Annotated in this window: 16 protein-coding genes and 1 pseudogene; 16 read left to right on the top strand and 1 reads right to left on the bottom strand. The window is 70.8% G+C overall.

Translation table 11 applies throughout. The annotated features are described in order from the left end of the window. Positions 1–24 precede the first annotated feature (24 nt). From serC to lapB, 8 genes are all read left to right on the top strand, one after another. Entirely contained in the window at positions 25–1,092 is a 1,068-nt protein-coding gene (gene serC / locus LG388_RS04565) for a 3-phosphoserine/phosphohydroxythreonine transaminase (protein ID WP_255632139.1), read from the top strand. Positions 1,093–1,153: 61 nt separating this feature from the next. After that, a complete protein-coding gene (gene pheA, locus LG388_RS04560) occupies positions 1,154–2,263 on the top strand; it encodes a prephenate dehydratase (RefSeq protein ID WP_225781634.1) in 1,110 nt (369 codons plus the stop codon). A gap of 264 nt (positions 2,264–2,527) precedes the next feature. Further along, positions 2,528–3,415, top strand: a complete 888-nt coding sequence (locus LG388_RS04555) for a prephenate dehydrogenase/arogenate dehydrogenase family protein (protein ID WP_225781633.1) — start codon at positions 2,528–2,530, stop codon at positions 3,413–3,415. 147 nt (positions 3,416–3,562) lie between these two features. Further along, positions 3,563–5,584 (top strand): bifunctional 3-phosphoshikimate 1-carboxyvinyltransferase/cytidylate kinase, encoded by a 2,022-nt coding sequence (locus LG388_RS04550; protein WP_225781632.1) that lies wholly within the window; start codon positions 3,563–3,565, stop codon positions 5,582–5,584. Positions 5,585–5,783: 199 nt separating this feature from the next. Next, complete coding sequence (rpsA, locus tag LG388_RS04545; RefSeq protein WP_225781631.1) at positions 5,784–7,469, top strand: 30S ribosomal protein S1; 1,686 nt, start codon at positions 5,784–5,786, stop codon at positions 7,467–7,469. A 53-nt stretch (positions 7,470–7,522) separates the two neighbouring features. Further along, positions 7,523–7,879 carry an integration host factor subunit beta gene (locus tag LG388_RS04540; protein WP_225781823.1) on the top strand — a complete coding sequence of 119 codons (357 nt, stop codon included), beginning with the start codon at positions 7,523–7,525 and terminating at the stop codon, positions 7,877–7,879. 85 nt (positions 7,880–7,964) lie between these two features. Further along, positions 7,965–8,291 carry a lipopolysaccharide assembly LapA domain-containing protein gene (locus LG388_RS04535; protein ID WP_225781630.1) on the top strand — a complete coding sequence of 109 codons (327 nt, stop codon included), beginning with the start codon at positions 7,965–7,967 and terminating at the stop codon, positions 8,289–8,291. Further along, the gene (gene lapB / locus LG388_RS04530) at positions 8,281–9,474 is read left to right on the top strand and encodes a lipopolysaccharide assembly protein LapB (RefSeq protein ID WP_225781629.1); all 1,194 of its coding nucleotides are present in this window, start codon (positions 8,281–8,283) and stop codon (positions 9,472–9,474) included. Before LG388_RS04535 ends, lapB begins: the two co-directional genes overlap by 11 nt. A 145-nt stretch (positions 9,475–9,619) precedes the next feature. Here lapB and tsaD read toward each other — a convergent pair whose 3' ends face one another. Beyond that, complete coding sequence (gene tsaD / locus LG388_RS04525; protein WP_225781628.1) at positions 9,620–10,663, bottom strand: tRNA (adenosine(37)-N6)-threonylcarbamoyltransferase complex transferase subunit TsaD; 1,044 nt, start codon at positions 10,661–10,663, stop codon at positions 9,620–9,622. 96 nt (positions 10,664–10,759) lie between these two features. On the opposite strand from tsaD, the gene LG388_RS04520 reads away from it, so the two are divergent. The 8 genes and pseudogenes from LG388_RS04520 (at position 10,760) to cobA (ending at position 21,349) form a co-directional block, all read left to right on the top strand. Beyond that, on the top strand, positions 10,760–12,022 hold the full coding sequence (locus LG388_RS04520) for a nitrate regulatory protein (protein ID WP_225781627.1): 1,263 nt from the start codon (positions 10,760–10,762) through the stop codon (positions 12,020–12,022). Positions 12,023–12,413: 391 nt separating this feature from the next. Next, the gene (locus tag LG388_RS04515) at positions 12,414–13,670 is read left to right on the top strand and encodes a CmpA/NrtA family ABC transporter substrate-binding protein (protein WP_225781626.1); all 1,257 of its coding nucleotides are present in this window, start codon (positions 12,414–12,416) and stop codon (positions 13,668–13,670) included. 54 nt (positions 13,671–13,724) lie between these two features. Next, positions 13,725–14,636 carry a nitrate ABC transporter permease gene (gene ntrB / locus LG388_RS04510; protein WP_225781625.1) on the top strand — a complete coding sequence of 304 codons (912 nt, stop codon included), beginning with the start codon at positions 13,725–13,727 and terminating at the stop codon, positions 14,634–14,636. Next, positions 14,633–15,436 carry an ABC transporter ATP-binding protein gene (locus tag LG388_RS04505; protein WP_225781624.1) on the top strand — a complete coding sequence of 268 codons (804 nt, stop codon included), beginning with the start codon at positions 14,633–14,635 and terminating at the stop codon, positions 15,434–15,436. The genes ntrB and LG388_RS04505 overlap by 4 nt, the downstream gene beginning before the upstream one ends. 28 nt (positions 15,437–15,464) lie before the next feature. Next, positions 15,465–16,667 (top strand): annotated as a pseudogene (locus LG388_RS04500) (NAD(P)/FAD-dependent oxidoreductase); the annotation flags it as partial. A gap of 26 nt (positions 16,668–16,693) precedes the next feature. After that, on the top strand, positions 16,694–19,543 hold the full coding sequence (locus tag LG388_RS04495; protein ID WP_225781623.1) for a nitrate reductase: 2,850 nt from the start codon (positions 16,694–16,696) through the stop codon (positions 19,541–19,543). An 82-nt stretch (positions 19,544–19,625) separates the two neighbouring features. Then, positions 19,626–20,558: a DNA-binding protein YbiB gene (gene ybiB / locus LG388_RS04490; RefSeq protein WP_225781622.1), complete on the top strand. Its 933-nt coding sequence runs from the start codon at positions 19,626–19,628 to the stop codon at positions 20,556–20,558. Next, positions 20,555–21,349: a uroporphyrinogen-III C-methyltransferase gene (gene cobA, locus LG388_RS04485; RefSeq protein ID WP_225781621.1), complete on the top strand. Its 795-nt coding sequence runs from the start codon at positions 20,555–20,557 to the stop codon at positions 21,347–21,349. Before ybiB ends, cobA begins: the two co-directional genes overlap by 4 nt. The last annotated feature ends 60 nt before the right edge of the window (positions 21,350–21,409 follow it).

Here is a 21,409-nt window from a genome sequence, read left to right as displayed (position 1 = left end):
AACTTCTCGGCCGGTCCGGCCGCCATGCCGGAAGAAGTGCTGCGCGAAGCCGCCGAGCAGATGCTGGACTGGCACGGCAGCGGCCTGGGCGTGATGGAGATGAGCCATCGCGGCAAGGAATTCGGCCAGATCCTCGCCGAGGCCGAGGCCGACCTGCGCCAGCTGCTGGCCGTGCCTTCGGAGTTCCACATCCTGTTCATGCAGGGCGGCGGCCTGGGCGAAAACGCGATCGTGCCGCTGAACCTGTCGCGCGGCGGTGTGGTGGACTTCGTGGTCACGGGCAGCTGGAGCACCAAGTCGTACAAGGAAGCCGGGCGCTACGCCCAGGCGCGCGTGGCAAGCACCAATGCCGGCAACGGCCACACCGACGTGGCCGCGCCCGCGCAATGGACGCTGAGCCCCGACGCCGCCTACGTGCACCTGTGCTCCAACGAGACCATCAACGGCATCGAGTTCCAGGAACTGCCGGACCTCGCCGCGCTGGGCAGCCGGGCGCCGCTGGTGATCGACTTTTCCTCGCACGTGGCCTCGCGGCCCGTGGACTGGTCGCGCGTCGGCCTGGCCTTCGGCGGCGCACAGAAGAACATCGGCCCGGCCGGCCTGACCATCGTGGTCGTGCGCGACGACCTGCTGGGCCATGCCCTGCCGATCTGCCCCAGTGCCTTCAACTACCGCACGGTGGCCGACAACCAGTCCATGTACAACACGCCGCCGACCTGGGGCATCTACGTGGCGGGGCTCACCTTCAAGTGGCTGCTCGCGCAGCGCGAGGGCGGACTGAGCGGCGTGGCAGCCATGGAGCGGCGCAACATCGCCAAGGCCGAACTGCTGTACGGCGCCATCGACGGATCGCAGTTCTACGTGAACCAGGTCGCGCCCGCCTGGCGCTCGCGCATGAACGTGCCCTTCCAGCTGCGCGACGAGTCGCGCAACCAGGCCTTCCTGGACGGCGCGCGCGACGCCGGCCTGCTGCAGCTCAAGGGCCACAAGTCGGTCGGCGGCATGCGCGCCAGCATCTACAACGCGATGCCGCTGGAGGGCGTGCAGGCGCTGGTGGCCTACATGCGAGAATTCGAGCGTTCACACGCCTGAGCCCGCCCGGATCTGCGCCTCTTCGCGCGGGGGCGGGCCGCCGCCCTTCCCTTCCCCGCCGATGACCGCCTCCACCCCCTCGCCCGATCCTTCCGCCAGCCTCGCCGACCTGCGCACGCAGATCGACGCCCTCGACACGCAGCTGCTGCAGCTGCTCAATGCGCGGGCCCGGGTGGCGGAACAGGTGGGAGAGGTCAAGAAGCGCGAGGGCACACCCTTCTTCCGCCCCGACCGCGTCGCGCAGGTCATCGAGAAGGTCAAGGCCGCCAATCCGGGCCCGCTGCGCGAGGCGCATGTGGCGGCCATCTGGCGCGAGATCATGTCGGCCTGCCTGGCGCTCGAGTCGCCGCAGCGCGTGGCCGTGCTGGGCCCCGAGGGCACCTTCTGCGAGCAGGCCGCCATCGAGTACTTCGGCGGCGCCGCCGACCTGATCTACTGTGGCAGCTTCGACGAGGTCTTCCATGCCACCGCCAGCGGCAGCGCGCAGTACGGCGTGGTGGGCGTGGAGAACTCCAACGAGGGCGTGGTCACGCGCTCGCTCGACATGTTCCTGCACTCACCCACCCATGTGGTGGGCGAGGTCAGCCTGCTGATCCGCCACAACCTGCTGCGCCAGCAGAACTCGATGGAAGGCATCGAGGCGGTGCTGGCGCATCCGCAGGCCCTGGCGCAGTGCCAGGCCTGGCTGTCCAAGCATCTGCCCAACGCCGAGCGCCGCGCCGTGTCCAGCAATGCCGAGGGCGCCCGTCTGGCGGCCACCAACCCGGCCTGGGCCGGCCTGGCCAGCGAACGGGCGGCCACCCAGTACGGCCTGCACATCGTGGCCCACGCGATCCAGGACGACGCCTACAACCGCACCCGCTTCGCCGTCATCACTCTGCCCGCCACGCTGGCCATGCCCCCGGTGTCCGGACATGACTGCACCAGCCTCGTGGTGTCGGTGCCCAACAAGCCGGGCGCCGTGCACGACCTGCTGGTGCCGCTGAAGACGCACAAGGTCTCGATGACGCGCTTCGAGTCGCGCCCGGCCCGCACCGGCCAGTGGGACTACTACTTCTACATCGACCTCGACGGCCATCCCTCGCAGCCGCACGTGGCCGCCGCCCTGCAGGAGCTGCGCAGCCTCAGCGCCTTCTTCAAGATCATCGGCGCGTACCCGGTGAAGGCCTGAAGCGATGGCTGCCCCCACGCTCCTCACTTCGTGTATCGCTGCCCCCCGAGGGGGCGCAGGCCTGCCTTGGGGCGGCCCGGCGGAGGCGATTGCGACGACCCCCACGCTCATCACTTCGTGTATCGCTGCCCCCCGGGGGGGCGCAGGCCTGCCTTGGGGCGGCCCGGCGGAGGCGATTGCGACGACCCCCACGCTCATCACTTCGTGTATCGCTGCCCCCCGGGGGGGCGCAGGCCTGCCTTGGGGCGGCCCGGCGGAGGCCTGATGTTCGAGCAACTCGGTCTCATCGGCTGCGGCCTCATCGGCGGCTCCTTCGCGCTGGCGCTCAAGCGCGCGCGCCTGGTCAAGCGGGTGGTGGGCTACAGCAAGTCGCCCTCCACCACCGAACGCGCACGCCAGCTGGGCGTGATCGACGTGGCCGCGCCTTCGGCGCTGCTGGCGGTGTCGGGCGCCGACCTGGTGCTGGTGGCGGTGCCCGTGAGCGCGAGCGAAGCCACCTTCCGCGCCATCCGCCACGGCCTGGCGCCGCATGCGCTGGTGATGGACGTCGGCTCCACCAAGGGCGACGTCATCGCCGCGGCCGAACGCGCGCTGCAGCACAAGTTCAGCCATTTCGTGCCGGCCCACCCGATCGCGGGCAAGGAAGTGTCGGGCGTCGAGCATGCCGAAGCCACGCTGTTCCATCAGCGCAAGGTGATCCTCACGCCCGTGAAAGCCACGCGCCGCAGCTACCACCAGCAGGCCGCGCAGCTGTGGGCCCAGGTGGGCGCGCAGGTAGTGACCATGCCGCACGACGCGCACGACGCCGCCTTCGCGGCCGTGAGCCACGTGCCGCACCTGCTGGCCTTCGCCTTCGTCAACGCCATGGCGGCCCAGCCCGAGGGGCAGCGCTTCCTGGAGCTGGCCGGCCCGGGCTTTCGCGACTTCACGCGCATCGCGGGCGGCGACCCGGCCGTGTGGCGCGACATCCTGCTGGCCAATGGCGAGCAGGTGCTGCGCCAGTCGCAGCTGTTTCGCAACACCCTGCTGCAGATGGAAGCGATGATCGCCCAGGGCGACGGCGCCGCGCTGGACCGCGCCATCAGCGCCGCGCGCCAGACCCGCCTGCAGTGGCCCGCCCCGGGCAACACGCCGCTCGGTGCCGAAGATTGAGGGCTGGATGCGACGCCGGGGCGCAGGTGCGCGCCCGCGCCGCGCCCGGCCGCCGAGCCGGAAGCTGAACGTCCCGGGGATCGGCCCCGGATGCCAGCCTCCTTCGCCCCCGTCGTTTCGAGTCCGCGCCCTCTGGCGCCCCTTGCCATGTACGCCTCGCCTTTCCTCGATCTGCCGCCCCTGCTTGCCGCCGGCGGCACGGTGCACCTGCCCGGCTCCAAGAGCATTTCCAACCGCGTGCTGCTGCTGGCGGCCCTGGCCGAGGGCACGACGCAGGTCCATGACCTGCTGGACTCGGACGACACGCGCGTGATGCTGGACGCGCTGGCCGCCCTGGGCTGCGGCCTGCGGCGCGAGGGCCAGACGCTGGAGGTGATGGGCCTGGGCGGCGTGGTGCGCACGCGGCAGGCCGACCTCTTCCTGGGCAATGCCGGCACGGCCATGCGTCCGCTCACGGCCGCGCTGGCACTGCTCGGCGGCGAATTCGACCTGCGCGGCGTGCCCCGCATGCACGAACGGCCCATCGGCGACCTGGTCGACGCGCTGGTGCAACTGGGCTGCGAGGTCGAGTACCTGGGCAACCCGGGCTACCCGCCGTTGCGCATTCGCCCCGTGGCGCCTACGCAGCTGCAGCTCGATGCCCCCATCCGCGTGCGCGGCGACGTGTCCAGCCAGTTCCTCACCGCGCTGCTGCTGGCGCTGCCGCTGGCCGCCGCCACGCGGCCGGTGGTGATCGACGTCGTGGGCGAGCTGATCTCCAAGCCCTACGTGGAGATCACCCTGAACCTGCTGGAGCGCTTCGGCATCGCCGTGGAGCGCGAAGGCTGGCAGCGCTTCACCATTCCCGCCGGCAGCCGCTACCAGTCGCCAGGCCAGATCCACGTGGAAGCCGATGCCTCCTCGGCCAGCTACTTCATCGCGCTGGGCGCACTGGCGGCGCCGCGCGCCGGCCAGGACGGCGTGCGCATCGAAGGGGTGGGCGCCGCCTCCATCCAGGGTGACATCCGCTTCGTCGAGGCCGCGCAGCAGATGGGCGCGCGGGTGGACAGCGGCCCCAACTGGCTGCAGGTGCGGCGTGGCGCTTGGCCGCTCAAGGCCATCGACCTCGACGCCAACCACATCCCCGATGCCGCCATGACGCTGGCCGTGATGGCGCTGTACGCCGACGGCCCAAGCATCCTGCGCAACATCGCGAGCTGGCGCGTGAAGGAAACCGACCGCATCGACGCCATGGCCGCCGAGCTGCGCAAGCTGGGCGCCACGGTCGAGGCGGGGCCGGACTCCCTGCGCGTCGATCCGCTGCCGGCCGGCCACTGGCGCCGCGCCGCCATCCACACCTACGACGACCACCGCGTGGCGATGTGTTTCTCGCTGGCCGCGCTGAATCCCGACGGACTTCCGGTGCGCATCCTCGATCCCCAATGCGTGGCCAAGACCTTCCCCGATTACTTCGAGACGCTGTTCGAGGTGGTCGAGCCGGCCTCGGTGCCGGTGATCTGCGTGGACGGCCCGACGGCCTCGGGCAAGGGCACGCTGGCGGCCGAGATGGCGCGCCGCCTGGGCTACCACTACCTCGACTCGGGCGCGTTGTACCGCGTGACCGGCCTGGCCGCCCGCCGCGCCGGGCTGCGGCCCGAGCCCGCGCACGAAGCCGCCATCGCCGCCCTGGCACGCGACCTGCCCCTGCGCTTCGACGCCGGCCGCATCTGGCTGGGCGAAGGCGATGCACGCGAGGACATCAGCGACGCCATCCGCACCGAAGAGGCCGGCATGGACGCCTCCCGCGTGTCCGCGCTGCCAGCCGTGCGCGAGGCGCTGCATGCGCTGCAGCAGGGCTTTCGCCAGCTGCCGGGCCTGGTGGCCGACGGGCGCGACATGGGCACGGTGATCTTCCCCGACGCCCCGCTCAAGGTCTACCTGACGGCCAGCGCCGCGCATCGCGCCGAGCGCCGCCATAAGCAATTGATTTCCAAAGGAATTTGCGCTAACATCGCCGACCTTCGCGCCGACCTGGAGGCGCGCGATGCACGGGATTCGACCCGCAGCGTGGCGCCCTTGAAGCCGGCCGAGGATGCCCGCCTCCTGGACAATTCCGATCAGACCGTCGATCAGTCGGTGGATCAGGTGCTGAACTGGTGGCGGCAGGTGCAGCCCTTCGGCGACAGCTGAAAGGCCGGGCCGCTCCACCCCCGGTGCAGCGGCCTTCTTGGTCCCGGCAGGTTCTCCTCGCGCGTCAGCGCACGGCCTGCCGGTTGTTCAACCCGCAACCCGGGCGCAAGCCCACAACCCACCGCCCCCAGTCCTAGAAACAGCTGCGAGCGATCCTGCATGGGCAGCTGGAAACCTGGTGGACGGAACAGGAACACTCATGTCCGAATCTTTTGCCGCTCTCTTCGAAGAGTCCCTCAAGCGTTCTGAAATGCGCGCAGGCGAGGTCATCACCGCCGAGGTGGTGCGTGTCGAGCACAACCACGTGGTGGTCAATGCCGGCCTGAAGTCCGAAGCCTACGTGCCGATCGAGGAATTCAAGAACGACCAGGGCGAGCTCGAAGTGCAAGCCGGCGACTTCGTGTCCGTGGCCATCGGCTCCGTGGAAAACGGCTATGGCGACACGATCCTCTCGCGCGACACCGCCAAGCGCCTGGCTTCGTGGCTGGCGCTGGAAAAGGCCCTGGAATCCGGCGAATTCGTCACCGGCACCACCAGCGGCAAGGTCAAGGGCGGCCTGACGGTGCTGGTCAACGGCATCCGCGCCTTCCTGCCCGGCTCGCTGATCGACACGCGCCCGGTCAAGGACCTGACCCCCTACGAGAACAAGACCCTGGAATTCAAGGTCATCAAGCTCGACCGCAAGCGCAACAACGTGGTGCTGAGCCGCCGCGCCGTGGTGGAAGCCTCCATGGGCGAAGAGCGCGCCAAGCTGATGGAAACGCTGAAGGAAGGCGCCATCGTGCACGGCGTGGTCAAGAACATCACCGAATACGGTGCGTTCGTCGACCTGGGCGGCATCGACGGCCTGCTGCACATCACCGACATGGCCTGGCGCCGCGTGCGCCACCCGAGCGAAGTGGTGCAGGCCGGCCAGGAAATCACCGCCAAGATCCTCAAGTTCGACACCGAGAAGAACCGCGTCTCGCTGGGCCTCAAGCAGATGGGCGACGACCCGTGGCTGGGCGTGTCGCGCCGCTACCCGCAGGGCACGCGCCTGTTCGGCAAGGTCACGAACATCGCCGACTACGGTGCGTTCGTCGAACTCGAACCCGGCATCGAAGGCCTGGTCCACGTGTCCGAGATGGACTGGACCAACAAGAACGTGGCTCCGAACAAGATCGTGTCGCTGGGCGACGAAGTCGAAGTCATGGTCCTCGAGATCGACGAAGACAAGCGCCGCATCAGCCTGGGCATGAAGCAGTGCAAGGCCAACCCCTGGCAGGAATTCGCGCAGAACACCAAGCGCGGCGACCGCGTCAAGGGCCCGATCAAGTCGATCACCGACTTCGGCGTGTTCGTGGGCCTGGCGGCCGGCATCGACGGCCTGGTGCACCTGTCCGACCTGTCCTGGAACGAGCCCGGCGAAGCCGCCGTGCGCAACTACAAGAAGGGCCAGGAAGTCGAAGCCATCGTGCTGGCCGTCGATGTGGACCGCGAGCGCATCAGCCTGGGCATCAAGCAACTCGACGGCGACCCGTTCACCACCTTCGTGACCGTGAACGACAAGGGCCAGACCGTGACCGGCAAGGTCAAGACGGTCGATGCCCGTGGCGCCGAGATCGATCTGGGCGGCGACGTGGTGGGCTACCTGCGCGCTTCCGAAATCAGCCGTGACCGCGTGGAAGACGCGCGCAACGTGCTCAAGGAAGGCGACGAAGTGACGGCCGTGGTGATCAACGTGGACCGCAAGACCCGCAACATCCAGCTGTCGATCAAGCAGAAGGACCTGGTCGACCAGCAGGAAGCCATGGCGCACCTGAGCCAGCAGTCGGCCCGCGAGAACGCCGGCACCACCAGCCTGGGCGCCCTGCTGCGCGCCAAGCTGGACGGCAGCGACAAGTAAGCTGCTGCGCGAAGACAGGGTCGGCCTCCGGGCCACCTTGTCTTTTTTTTCGTCTGTTTCCGCCTTCCTTCCCGCATCGGCACATGACCCGCTCCGACCTTGTTGAAGAACTGGCCGCCCGCTTCCCGCAGCTCACGCACCGGGACGCGGAATCGGCCGTGAAGACCATGCTCGACGCGATGAGCGACGCCCTCGTGCGCGGCCACCGCATCGAGATCCGGGGCTTCGGCAGCTTCTCGGTCAATCGCCGCCCGCCGCGCATCGGCCGCAACCCGCGCTCCGGCGAAAGCGTGCAGATCCCCGAAAAGCGCGTGCCGCACTTCAAGCCGGGCAAGGCCCTGCGCGAGGCGGTGGATGGGCGAGGCGCCGCCGCCGCCGCGGCGGCCCTGGACGAAGACGGCGACGAATGACGCCGTGCCCGGCCGCCGGGGCGCCGCGGCACCCCGCAACGCGCCGCGCGGCCTTCTTAGAATCGTCCCGGCACACGGGACCGGCATGAAATACTTCCTGTGGCTGCTCAAGGCAGCCATTTTTTTTACCCTCTTCGCCTTCGCGCTGAACAACCAGCAGGACGCGACGGTGAACTTCTTCTTTGGCACCTACTGGCGCGCGCCGCTGGTGCTGGTGGTGCTGGCCGCTTTCGCTGGCGGCATGACGGTGGGCGTGCTGGGCATGCTGCCGCTGTGGTGGCGCAGCCGCCAGGCCGCCCAGCAGGCGCAGGCTGCCGCTGGCGCGCAGGCCGTACCCGCCGCCGTGCCCGCCACGCCGGCCCCGGTGCCGGCCGTCCAGGAACCCACCATCGCGCGCCACCATGGACTTTGACCTGAGCTGGCTGCTGCTGGGCTTTCCGGCCGCCTTCGTGCTGGGCTGGCTGGCCTCGCGCCTGGACCTGCGCCAGCTGCGGCTGGAGAACCGGCAAGCGCCCAAAGCCTATTTCCGCGGCCTCAACTACCTGCTCAACGAACAGCAGGACCAAGCCATCGATGCCTTCATCGAGGCGGTGCAGAACGACCCCGACACGCAGGAGCTGCATTTCGCGCTGGGCAACCTGTTCCGCCGCCGCGGCGAATACCAGCGCGCCGTGCGCGTGCACGAACACCTGCTCTCGCGTGGCGACCTGAGCCGCGCCGACCGCGAGCGCGCCCAGCATGCGCTGGCGCAGGACTTCCTGAGCGCCGGCCTGCTGGACCGCGCCGAGGCCGCGCTGCAGAAGCTGGAGGGCACGAAGTTCGAGAACGAGGCCCGGCTCGCGCTGCTGGCCATCTACGAGCGCTCGCGCGAGTGGGCGCAGGCCGAAGCCGTGGCGCAGAAGCTGGACGCCGCCGGCCAGGCCAGCTACGCCACGCGGCGTGCCCACCACCTGTGCGAGCAGGCGCTCGAGCACAGCAGCCAGGGCGCGGCCGAACAGGCCCTGGCGCTGCTGAAACAGGCGTGCGAACTGGCGCCGGAAGCGCCCCGGCCGGCCATCGATCTGGCTGCGCTGCAGCTGCGCGCAGGCGACTCGGCCGCCGCCTACGAGACGCTGCGCCGCCTCAGCGAGGTCGCGCCCATGGCGCTGCCGCTCTATGCCGCGCAACTGCAGCAGGCGGCCCAGGGCGCGCGGCGCACGGACGAGGCGCGCGCCCTGCTGCGCGCGCGCTACGCCCAGTCGCCCTCCATCGACGTGCTGGAGGCGCTGATGGCGCTGGGCAGCGGCCCCGATGAGGAAGCGAGTGAGGAATCGGCCGCCTCGACCGCCGGGACACCCCCCCGCCACGGCTACCTGCGCCATCTGCAGCACCAGCCCGCCTCGCTGGTCGCCGCCTCGCGCTGGCTCAGCCAGGAAAAATTCTCGGACGACGACCGCACGCACGCGCCGGTGCAGCGCGCGCTGGACCAGGCGGCCCGCCCGCTGCTGCGCTACCGCTGCGCGGCCTGCGGCTTCGAGGCGCACCAGCATTTCTGGCACTGCCCCGGCTGCCAGGCCTGGGACAGCTACCCGCCGCGCCGCGTGGAAGAACTCTAGAAAGCAACCCCCGGGGGCCGCTTCGCGGCGTGCCCCTCGGGCTCCCAAAGGGGGCGCACCCGACGGTCCGGCAGAGCCGGCCCCTTGGATGCCCTGGGGCTTCGCTACGCGCGCCGGCTCGGGAGAAGGCGGTTCACGCGCGTGCTCAGGCACCGACGGCCAGGGCGTCCAGCGGCCAGCGCGGCCGCACGTCGAAGGCATAGCGCGGCTGCGCGGCTTCCAGCCCGGCCTGCAGGCGCATGGCGGCGGCCATGGCGATCATGGCGCCGTTGTCGGTGCACAGGTGCAGTTCCGGGTAGTGCACGCGCACCCCGCGGCGCGCACAGGCCGCGTCGAGCTGCGCGCGCAGTTGCCGGTTGGCCCCCACGCCGCCCGCCACCACCAGGCGCTTGAGTCCCGTGCCGTCCAGCGCGCTGAGCGATTTGCGCAGCAGCACTTCGACGATCGCCGCCTGGGTGGACGCGGCCAGGTCGGCCTTGCGCGCCTCCAGTTCGTCACCCAGCTTCTTCGCCTGTGTCAGCACGGCCGTCTTCAGGCCGGCGAAGGAGAAGTCGAGGTCGCCGCTGTGCAGCAGCGGACGCGGCAGCCTGAAGGCCTGCGCGTCGCCGCCCTCGGCCAGTTGGGCCAGCCAGGGGCCGCCCGGGTATGGCAGGCCCATGAGCTTGGCGCTCTTGTCGAAGGCCTCGCCGGCCGCGTCGTCGATGGTCTCGCCCAGCAGCTCGTAGCGGCCCACGCCTTCCACGCGCATGAGCTGCGTGTGGCCGCCCGACACCAGCAGCGCCACGAAGGGGAACTCGGGCGCGTCGGCACTCAGGAAAGGCGAAAGCAGATGGCCCTCGAGGTGATGCACGCCCAGCACGGGCTTGCCCAGCGCCGCGCCCAGCGCGCAGGCCACGCCGGCCCCCACCAGCAGCGCCCCGGCCAGCCCCGGGCCGCGCGTGAAGGCCACCACGTCGATGGCCTCGCGCGCCAGCTTCGCCTCGGCGAGCACGGCCTGCGTGAGCGGCAGCACGCGGCGGATGTGGTCGCGGCTGGCCAGCTCGGGCACCACGCCGCCATAGGCTTGGTGCATGCTGATCTGGCTGTGCAGGGCATGCGCCAGCAGGCGCGGCAAGGCCCCGCTGCCGTCGCTTTCCACCAGCGCCACGCCGGTTTCGTCGCAGGAGGATTCGATGCCCAGGATTCGCATCGTCCGAGTGTAGGGGCCGGCCCCTGCTCCCTGCCGCGGCACGGAAATTGCGGCGGCCCAGGCGCCCCCTTTGCCCGCAGCGCCCGTTTTCCCCCGATGACCTCCAGCCTTGGCTTCCTGATTGCGGCCCGCCGTTGCGAGATCGACGAGCTGGACCAGCTCGCGCGCACCAGCGAGCTGGTGGCCACCGTCGGCCGGCTGGTGCATGCGCTGCAGCGCGAACGCGGCCTGACCAACGTCTTCCTGGGTTCCGGCGGCCAGCGCTATGCGGCCGAGCGCGTCCGGCAGATCGCCGAAAGCCGGCGGCAGGAGGCGCAGGTGCGCGCCGCCCTCGATCCGCTGGTCAGCGATCCGCGCCGCCTGGCGGGCGGCGCGCGCCTGTTTCCGCGCGTGGCCTATGTGCTGCAGGGCCTGGATGCCCTGCCCGCGCTGCGCGCGCGCGCGCAGGCGCTGCAGCTCAGCCCCGAACTCGCCACCGCCGCCTTCGCGCGCCTGCTGGCCGGCCTGCTGGCCGTGGTCTTCGAAGCCGCCGACGGCGCGACCGACCCCGACATCTCGCGCTGGCTGGTGGCGCAGTTCAACTTCATGCAGGGCAAGGAATTCGCGGGGCAGGAACGGGCCTTCGGCGCCGCCGCCTTCCTGCGCGGCGGCAACAGCGATGCCCAGCGCCAGCACTGGCTGCACCTGATCGAATCGCAGGAGCGCTGCTTCGGCGTGTTCCGCGACTTCAGCAACGAAGCCCTGGGCAGCCGCTGGCAGCGCAGCCAGGCCACGGCGCCGCTGGCCGAGCTGGAGCGGCTGCGCCGCATCGCCTGCGCCTCGCCGGCCGGCACGGTGCTGGACGCGGAGCTCGGCCCGTCCTGGTTTGAAGTCTGCTCGCAGCGCATCGACGCCATGCAGGCGATCGAGGAGGAACTGGCCGAGGAGCTGCGCGCCCTGTGCGGCCGCAAGATGACCCAGGCCCGCGCCGAACTGCAGCGCGACGAAGCGCTCGAGGCGCAGGCCGTGCAGGCCGGCGACTTCTTCGCCGAAGCCGACGCCAGCGGGCCGCCCCCCTCTGCGTCCACGCCCACCTACGGCCGCCAGCTCGACCGTTCGGTGCTGCAGATGGTGCAGGAACAGTCGCGCCGCCTGCAGGCCATGAGCGACGAGCTGCAGCAGGTGCGCGCCACGCTCAACGAGCGCAAGGTGGTGGAGCGCGCCAAGGGGTTGCTGATGGCGCACCGCCAGCTCAGCGAGGAAGAGGCGCACAAGATGCTGCGCCAGACCGCGATGAACCAGAACCGCCGCCTGGTGGATGTGGCCGAATCGGTGCTGGCGATGGCCGACTTCCTGCCCCTGGGCACCGCGCCGCGCTGAACGCCGGCGTGCGCGGCGGCACGCCAAACTGGTGCGGCGCACAAACGATGTGCCTGCCCAGGGGCCGCTGGCGATCGCGCATGTGGGGCCGCCCCGCCCTTGCGAGGCGCCCTCTTTCCCATGGATTCCCGCTGGGCTGCGCGCGCCAGCGCCCGCCAGCGGCGGCGGCCACGGCCGTGCAGGCAGACATGGCACGGCGCTTGCTGCATCGCTGGCAGAGACCGACGAAGGTCTGAAGGCAGGCCGCTCCCAAAGGCGGGGGCGGCCGGCCGACCCAGGACAAAGGCGTCCTCACCCACCGGCATCTGTTCGCAGCACGCGACAGGGCCGGCGCGGCGAGGACGCCTTTTTGTTTTTGTTTGTCGCCCCTCGATTCTTTCGGAGTTCCTTCATGACCGATGCCTCCCGCTCCTCCGCCCCCCGCAGCCTGGGCCGCCGCCGTGTGCTGCAGGCCGCCGCTGCCGGCGCCCTCGCCATCGACCCCGCGTTGCGCGCCGCCGTCTGGGCCCAGGGCTCCGACAAGCCCGAGAAGGAAGAGGTGAAGATCGGCTTCATCCCGCTCACCGACTGCGCCAGCGTGGTGATGGCGTCGGTGCTGGGCATCGACAGGAAGTACGGCGTGAAGATCGTGCCCAGCAAGGAAGCGAGCTGGGCCGGCGTGCGCGACAAGCTGGTCAATGGCGAGCTGGACTTCGCCCACGTGCTCTACGGCCTCGTGTACGGCGTGCATCTGGGCATCGGCGGCCCGAAGAAGGACATGGCCGTGCTCATGACCCTGAACAACAACGGCCAGGCCATCACGCTGTCGAAGAAGCTGGCCGACAAGGGCGCGGTGGACGGCCCCTCGCTGGCGAAGCTGATGGCGGCCGAGAAGCGCGAATACACCTTCGCCCAGACCTTCCCCACCGGCACGCACGCCATGTGGCTGTACTACTGGCTGGCCGCCAGCGGCATCCACCCGCTGAAGGACGCCAAGGCCATCGTGGTGCCGCCGCCGCAGATGGTGGCCAACATGCGCGTGGGCAACATGGACGGCTTCTGCGTGGGCGAGCCCTGGGGCCAGCGCGCCATCATGGACGGCATCGGCATCACGGCCGTGACCACCCAGGACATCTGGAGGGACCACCCGGAGAAGGTGCTGGGCACCACGGCCGACTTTGCCGACAAGTACCCGAACACGGCGCGCGCCGTGACGGCCGCGATCCTCGAAGCCGGCAAGTGGATCGACGCCGGCCTCACGAACAAGAACAAGATGGCCGAGACCATTGCCGGGAAGAGCTACGTCAACACCAGCGTGGACGCCATCAACCAGCGCATCCTGGGCCGCTACACCAACGGCCTGGGCAGGAACTGGGACGACCCCAACCACATGAAGTTCTACAACGACGGCGCGGCCTCCTTCCCCTATCTCTCGGACGGCATGTGGTTCCTCACGCAGCACAAGCGCTGGGGCCTGCTCAAGGAACACCCGGACTACCTGAAGGTGGCCACGGCCATCAACCGCATCGACCTCTACAAGCAGGCCGCTGCGGCCACCAAGACGCCGGTGCCGGCCAGCGCCATGCGCAGCAGCAAGCTGATCGACGGTGTGGTGTGGGACGGCAAGGACCCCGCCAAGTACGCCGATGCCTTCAAGGTCCGCGCCTGAATGCCGGATCCCCGCCGGATGACCGCCCCTTTCCCCGCCACAGGAGCCCCGACCATGGTTGCCGCCGTCTTCCACCTGCCTGCCGAGGCCGAGGCGCCCGCCCCGGCCCACGCCGCCAGCGCGCCTGCCGCACGCACGCCCGTCCGCCCCGACACGGAGGCACGCCCCATCCGCGCGCCGCTGGACTTCAGCGCCTTCTGGCTGCGCGTGCTGCCCCCGCTCATGGGCTTCGGCCTGCTGCTGCTGGTGTGGGAAATGGTGGCCCTGCGCAGCGAAGGCAGCTTCCCCGCCCCGGTCGAGACCTGGAAGCAGGCCGTGGAGGTGTTCAGCGATCCGTTCTACAGCAACGGCCCCAACGACCAGGGCGTGGGCTGGAACGTGCTGTCTTCGCTGCAGCGCGTGGCGCTGGGCTTCGGCCTGGCGGCGCTGGTGGGCATTCCGGCCGGCTTCGCCATCGGGCGCTTCAACTTCCTGGCGCGCATGTTCAACCCGCTCATCAGCCTGCTGCGCCCGGTCTCGCCGCTGGCCTGGCTGCCCATCGGCCTGCTGGTGTTCAAGGGCGCCAACCCGGCCGCCATCTGGACCATCTTCATCTGCTCCATCTGGCCCATGATCATCAACACGGCCGTGGGCGTGCAGCGCGTGCCGCAGGACTACATGAACGTGGCGCGCGTGCTGAACCTGTCGGAATGGAAGATCGTTACCAAGATCCTGTTCCCGGCCGTGCTGCCCTACATGCTGACCGGCGTGCGCCTGGCGGTGGGCACGGCCTGGCTCGTGATCGTGGCGGCCGAGATGCTGACCGGCGGCGTGGGCATCGGCTTCTGGGTCTGGGACGAGTGGAACAACCTCAACGTCAAGAACATCCTCATCGCGATCTTCGTGATCGGCATCGTCGGCCTGGTGCTGGAGCTCGCCCTGGTCCGGCTCGCCACCGCATTCACGTTCGAAGAGGTGAAGTCATGAGCAGCAGCAAGTTCATCGAGATCCAGGGCGTCGAGCAGGCGTTCAAAACACCCAAGGGCCGCTTCGTCGCCTTGCGCGACATCCACCTCACGGTGGCCAGGGGCGAGTTCGTGGCGCTGATCGGCCACTCGGGCTGCGGCAAGAGCACGCTGCTGAACCTCATCGCCGGGCTGACCAAGCCCACGCAAGGCGCGCTGCTGTGCGCCAACAAGGAGATCGCCGGCCCGGGCCCCGAGCGCGCGGTGGTGTTCCAGAACCATTCGCTGCTGCCCTGGCTCACCTGCTTCGAGAACATCCACCTGGGCGTGGAGCGGGTGTTCGCGGCCACCGAGAGCCGGGCGCAGCTCAAGCAGCGCACCGACGAGGCGCTGGCCCTGGTCGGCCTCACCCCTGCCGCGCACAAGCGCCCCGGCGAGATCTCGGGCGGCATGAAGCAGCGCGTGGGCATTGCGCGCGCCCTGGCCATGGAACCGAAGGTGCTGCTGATGGACGAGCCCTTCGGCGCGCTGGATGCGCTGACGCGCGCCAAGCTGCAGGACGAACTGCTGGCCATCGTGCAGAAGACCCAAAGCACGGTGGTGATGGTGACGCACGATGTGGACGAAGCCGTGCTGCTCTCGGACAGGATCGTGATGATGACCAACGGCCCGGCCGCCACCATCGGCGAAGTGCTGAGGGTCGATCTGCCGCGACCGCGCAACCGCGTGGAACTGGCCGAAGACCCGGCCTACGTGCGCTGCCGCAAGGCCGTGATCGACTTCCTGTACACGCGCCAGGGCCACGTCGAGAAGGCGGCCTGAACACACCGCAGAGGCAAGGGAGCGCGGCATGCCGGAGAAGCTGAAACTGGTGCTGGTGGGCAACGGCATGGCCGGCGTGCGCACGCTCGAGGAGCTGCTGCGGCTGGCCCCCGATCTGTACGACATCACGGTCTTCGGCGCCGAGCCGCATCCCAACTACAACCGCATCCTGCTGTCGCCGGTGCTGGCCGGGGAACAGACGCTCGACGACATCGTGCTGAACGCCTTCGACTGGTACCGCGAGCACGGCATCACGCTGCACGCGGGCTGCACTGTGGTGGACGTGGATCGCGCACGCCGCGTGGTGCGGGCCGACGACGGCACCGAGGCCGCCTACGACCGCCTGCTGCTGTGCACCGGCTCGCGCCCCTTCGTGCTGCCCGTGCCGGGCGCCGGCCTGGCGGGCGTGATCGCCTACCGCGACATCGCCGACACCCAAGCCATGATCGAGGCCGCCCGCGCGCATCGCCATGCGGTGGTCATCGGCGGCGGCCTGCTGGGGCTGGAAGCGGCCCACGGCCTGCGCCAGCGCGGCATGCAGGTCACGGTGGTGCACCGGGGCCAATGGCTGATGGAACGGCAGCTGGACCGCGACGCCGGCAAGCTGCTGCGCAGCGCGCTGGAGGCGCGCGGCATCGCCTTCGCGCTCCAGGCCGAAACGCAGGCGATGGTCGGACCCGAGGGCGGGCGCGTGCAGGCCGTGCGCCTGGCCGACGGCCGCGCGCTGCCGGCCGAGCTGGTGGTGATGGCCGTGGGCATCCGCCCCAACATCGAACTCGCGCAGACGATGGGCCTGCACTGCGAACGCGGCGTGGTGGTGACGGACACGCTGCAGACCGTGACCGATGCGCGCATCTATTCGGTGGGCGAATGCGCGCAGCACCGCGGCGTGGCCTACGGCCTGGTCGCCCCCCTGTTCGAGCAGGCGGCCGTGGCCGCCAACCACCTGGCCCAGATGGGGCTGGGTCGCTACCCCGGCTCGCTCACGTCGACCAAGCTCAAGGTGACAGGCATCGAACTCTTTTCGGCCGGCGACTTCCTGGGCGGCGAAGGCACCGAAGAGATCGTGCTGCGCGATCCCGAAGGCGGCGCGTACAAGAAGCTCGTGATCCGCAATGACCGGCTGGTCGGCGCCTGCCTGTACGGCGACGCAGCCGACGGGCACTGGTACTTCGAGCTGCTGCGCGAAGGCCGCGACATCGCTGCGCTGCGTGAGCAGCTGATGTTCGGTCGGCAGGCCGCGTCACGGGGCACAGCATGAGTACCGAAACGCGCTCCACCTGCCCCTACTGCGGCGTCGGGTGCGGCGTCATCATCCAGTCCGAGGGCGCGCAGATCACCGGCGTGCGCGGCGATCCCGAACATCCGGCCAACTTCGGCCGGCTGTGCACCAAGGGCTCGACGCTGCATCTCACGGCCACGGCCGAGGTCACGCGCCAGACGCGGCTGCTGCAGCCGATGCAGCGCCAGAGCCGTGGCGGCGCGGCGCAGCCGATCCGCTGGAACGACGCCCTGACGCTGGCCGCCGACCGCTTCGCCGCCGTGATCCGCGACCACGGCCCCGACGCCGTCGGCTTCTACCTCTCGGGCCAGTTGCTCACCGAGGACTACTACGTCTTCAACAAGCTGGCCAAGGGCCTGATCGGCACCAACAACCTCGACACCAACTCGCGCCTGTGCATGAGCAGCGCCGTGGCCGGCTACAAGAAGACGCTGGGCGCCGATGCGCCGCCGGCCTGCTACGAGGACCTGGACCACGCGCAGTGCCTGTTCATCGTCGGCAGCAACACGGCCTGGGCGCACCCGATCCTGTTCCGCCGCATCGAGGACGCCCAGCGTGCCAATCCGGCGCTGCAGATCGTCGTGGTGGACCCGCGCCGCACCGACACCTGCGAGATCGCCGACCTGCACCTGGCCATTCGCCCCGGCAGCGACGTGATGCTCTTCCACGGCCTGCTGCACGTGATGCTGCGCGAGGGCTGGACGCAGCCGGCCTACATCGCCGCCCACACCACGGGCTTCGAGGCCCTCGAAAGCCTGGTGCGCGACTGCACCCCGGCGCGCGTGGCCGAGGTCTGCGGCGTCGCGCCCGCACTGCTGCACCGCGCCGCGCGGCTCTTTGCCACCTCGGCCGCCACGCTGAGCCTCTACTGCATGGGCCTGAACCAGTCGGCGCACGGCACGGCCAAGAACACGGCGCTGATCAACCTGCACCTGGCCACGGCGCAGATCGGCAAGCCCGGCGCCGGGCCCTTCTCGCTCACGGGCCAGCCCAATGCGATGGGCGGGCGCGAAGTGGGCGGCCTGTCGAACCTGCTGCCCGCGCACCGCGACCTGGCCAACCCCGCGCACCGCGCCGAGGTGGCGGCCTTCTGGGGCGTGGACCGCATCCCCGCGCAACCCGGCAAGAGCGCGATCGAGCTGTTCCAGGCCGCGGCCGACGGCGAGATCAAGGCGCTGTGGATCGCCTGCACCAATCCGGCCCAGTCCATGCCCGACCAGGCCACGGTGCGCCGCGCCCTGCAGCGCGCCGAGTTCGTGGTGGTGCAGGAAGCCTTTGCCGGCACCGCCACCTGCGCCTTCGCCGACCTGCTGCTGCCCGCCACCACCTGGGGCGAGAAGGAAGGCACCGTCACCAACAGCGAGCGCCGCATCTCGCGCGTGCGCGCGGCCGTGCCGCCGGCCGGCGAGGCGCGGCACGACTGGGCCATCGCCACCGACTTCGCGCAGCGCCTGGCCCTGCGCCTGGGCCGCAACGCACCGCGCTTCGATTACCGGCGGCCCGAGCAGGTATGGAACGAGCACCGCGAAACCACGCGCGGGCGCGACCTGGACATCACGGGCCTGAGCTACGCGCTGCTCGAAGACCAGCCCCGCCAGTGGCCGTGCCCTGCGGATCCGGCCGCGGGCACCCATGGCACGGGCCGCGCCGGCGCGGGACCGGCGCGCGCGATCGAAGGCAAGGCGCGCCTGTACGAGGACGGCGTGTTCGCCACCGAGGACGGCCGCGCCCGCTTCGTGGTCGAACCCTGGCGGGCGCTGACCGAACCGCCCGACACGCGCTGGCCGATTTCGCTGACCACCGGCCGCCTGCGCGACCAGTGGCACGGCATGAGCCGCACCGGCACCCTGGGCCGCCTGTTCGGCCACGTGGCCGAGCCGGTGGTGCAGATGCACCCCGAAGACATGGCGCGGCGCCAGCTCGGCGAGGGTGACCTGGTGTACCTGACCTCGCGGCGCGGCAGCGTGGTGGTACCCGTGGCGGCCAGTGACACGCTGGCGCCCGCGCAGGCCTTCATGGCCATGCACTGGGGGCCGGAGTACCTGGGCGGGCGGTCCAGCGCAGGCCTGCCGCTGGCCGGCGTCAATGCGCTGACCACGCCCGCGCACTGCCCCGTCTCCAAGCAGCCCGAGCTCAAGCACACGGCCGTGAAGATCCTCAAGGCCGAGCTGCCTTGGTCGCTGCTGGCCATGGCCTGGCTGCCGGCGGATCGCGCATTGGCCGTGCGCACCGAGCTGCGCGAAGCGGCAGGCGCCCTGCCCTTCGTGAGTTGCGTGCCCTTCAGCGCCAGCGGCGCGCTGGCCGAGGGCGACACCGCGCCCGTGGGCGTGCTGCTGCGCGCCGCCGCACACGAAGCCCCGGCCGGCGAACTGCTGGCCCGCATCGAGGTGCTGCTGGGCCTGGACACCGCCCACACGCTGCGCTACACCGACTTGCGCCGCGGCCAGCATCGCGCCGTGCGTCTTCGCCGCGACGGCGACCACGCCCATGTGCACGCCGTGCTGCTGGCCGGCGACACGCGCGCCCAGGGCTGGATGCGCACGCTGCTGCAGGACCGGCTGCCGGCCCAGCACCTGGGGCGCCAGCTGCTCGCCGCAACCCCCCATGCGCCGCAGGGCGTGGCCGCGCGCGGCAGGACGGTGTGCAATTGCTTCGGCGTGGCCGAGGCCACCATCCAGGCGCACCTGGCCCACGGCGGCGCCTGCGAAGGCAGCGAAAACCAGCGCCTGGCCACCCTGCAGGGCGCGCTGAAATGCGGCACCCACTGCGGCTCCTGCGTGCCCGAGCTGCGGCGCATGCTGCGCGCGGCCGAGCGGGTCGCGTGATGCAACCCCTGCCGTACTGCCGCCCGGTGGCATAAGCGAATGGGCTTTCCGGCATAAAGGCTGCGGGACAATCGACGCACCCATGGGCAGCATCGCGCACTACATCAAGGAAATCGGCCGCGGCGCTCGCGGCGCCAAGCCGCTCGCGCGCGAGCAGGCGGCCGACCTGTTCGGCCAGATCCTCGACGGCGAGGTCACCGACTTGGAGATCGGCGCCTTCTGCCTGGCCATGCGCGTGAAGGGCGAAACCACACCCGAGATGGCGGGCTTCCTGGACGCCACGCACGCACGCCTGAACAAGCTGCCGGCCAGCACGCGCCCGGTCGTCGTGCTGCCCAGCTACAACGGCGCGCGCCGGCTGCCGGTGCTCACGCCGCTGCTGGCGCTGCTGCTGGCTCGCGAAGGGCTGCCGGTGCTGGTGCACGGCCATGCCACCGAATCCAGCCGCGTGCTGGCCAGCGACGTGCTGGCGCTGCTCGACGTGCCGGCGCGCACGCAGCTGCAGCGCATCGAGGCCGGCGAAGTCGCCGTGGTGGGCACCGCGCTGCTGCACCCGGGCCTCGCGCGTCTGCTGGACGTGCGCCGCATCGTCGGGCTGCGCAACGCGGGCCACAGCGTGGTCAAGCTCATGCAGCCCGTCGATGGCCCGGCGGTGGTGATCGGCAGCTACACGCACCCGGCCTTCGCCACCGTGATGACCGAGCTGTTCGAGCTGCTGGGCCTCACGGCCCTGCTGTCACGCGGGCTGGAAGGCGAAGTGGTCAGCGACCCGCGCCGCACGCCGCAGCTGGACGGCTTCGTGCGCGGCCGGCCGGTGGCGCTGCAGGCCCAGCAGCCGGGCACGCTGCCCGAAGTGCCCGGCCTGCCCGACAGCCTGGCCGCTGACGTGACGGCCGACTACACGCGCCGCGTGCTGGCCGGCGAGCTGCCGGTGCCGCCGGCCATTGCGGCGCAGGTGGCCCATATCGATGCCTTGACACGCGCCCTGACCCAAGAACCGAGGCCCCACGCATGAACACCCCTTCCCTGATCCAGGGCCGCTGCACCCTCGTCGGCGCCGGCCCAGGCGACCCCGAACTGCTGACGCTCAAGGCCGTGAAGGCCATCCAGGCGGCCACCGTGCTGCTGGTGGACGACCTGGTCAACGACGAGATCCTGCAATGGGCACGGCCCGAGGCGCGCATCGTCCACGTGGGCAAGCGCGGCGGCTGCAAGAGCACGCCCCAGTCCTTCATCGAGAAGCTCATGATCACCGCGGTGCGCGAAGGCGAGACCGTGGTGCGTCTCAAGGGCGGCGACCCCTTCATCTTCGGCCGCGGCGGCGAAGAGGTGGAGCACCTGCGCGAAGCGGGCATCGAATGCGGCGTCATCAACGGCATCACGGCCGGGCTGGCGGCCGTCACGGCGCTGGGCGTGCCGCTCACGCACCGCGACCGCGCGCAGGGCGTGGTCTTCGTCACCGGCCATGCCAAGACCGGCGCCGCCGCCCGGCACGAGCCGACCGACTGGCGCGCGCTGGCCGCCACCGCGCGCGACGCGCGGCTGACGCTGGTCATCTACATGGGCGTGGCGGGCGTGGACGCCATCCAGCAGCAGTTGCAGGACGGCGGCCTGCCGGCCGACACGCCCGTGGCCGTGGTGCAGCAGGCCAGCCTGCCCGGCCAGCGTCAGGTGACGAGCACGCTGGCGAACCTGGCCACCGACCTGCGCGCCGCGGGCCTGGGCAGCCCGGCCGTGATCGTGGTGGGCGACGTGCTGCGCGGCATGGCCGCCGCGCAGCAGGACGCGGCGCGCTTCGGCACCTGAACGCGGGCCGGCCTCTCCCGTGCGGCCGGCCTGCCCGGTCGACTGGCCGATCGGCCAGTC

This window comes from Xenophilus sp. Marseille-Q4582 (assembly GCF_916700565.1).
Lineage (GTDB): Bacteria > Pseudomonadota > Gammaproteobacteria > Burkholderiales > Burkholderiaceae_C > Xenophilus.
This window is presented reverse-complemented; position numbering and strand designations above follow the sequence as displayed.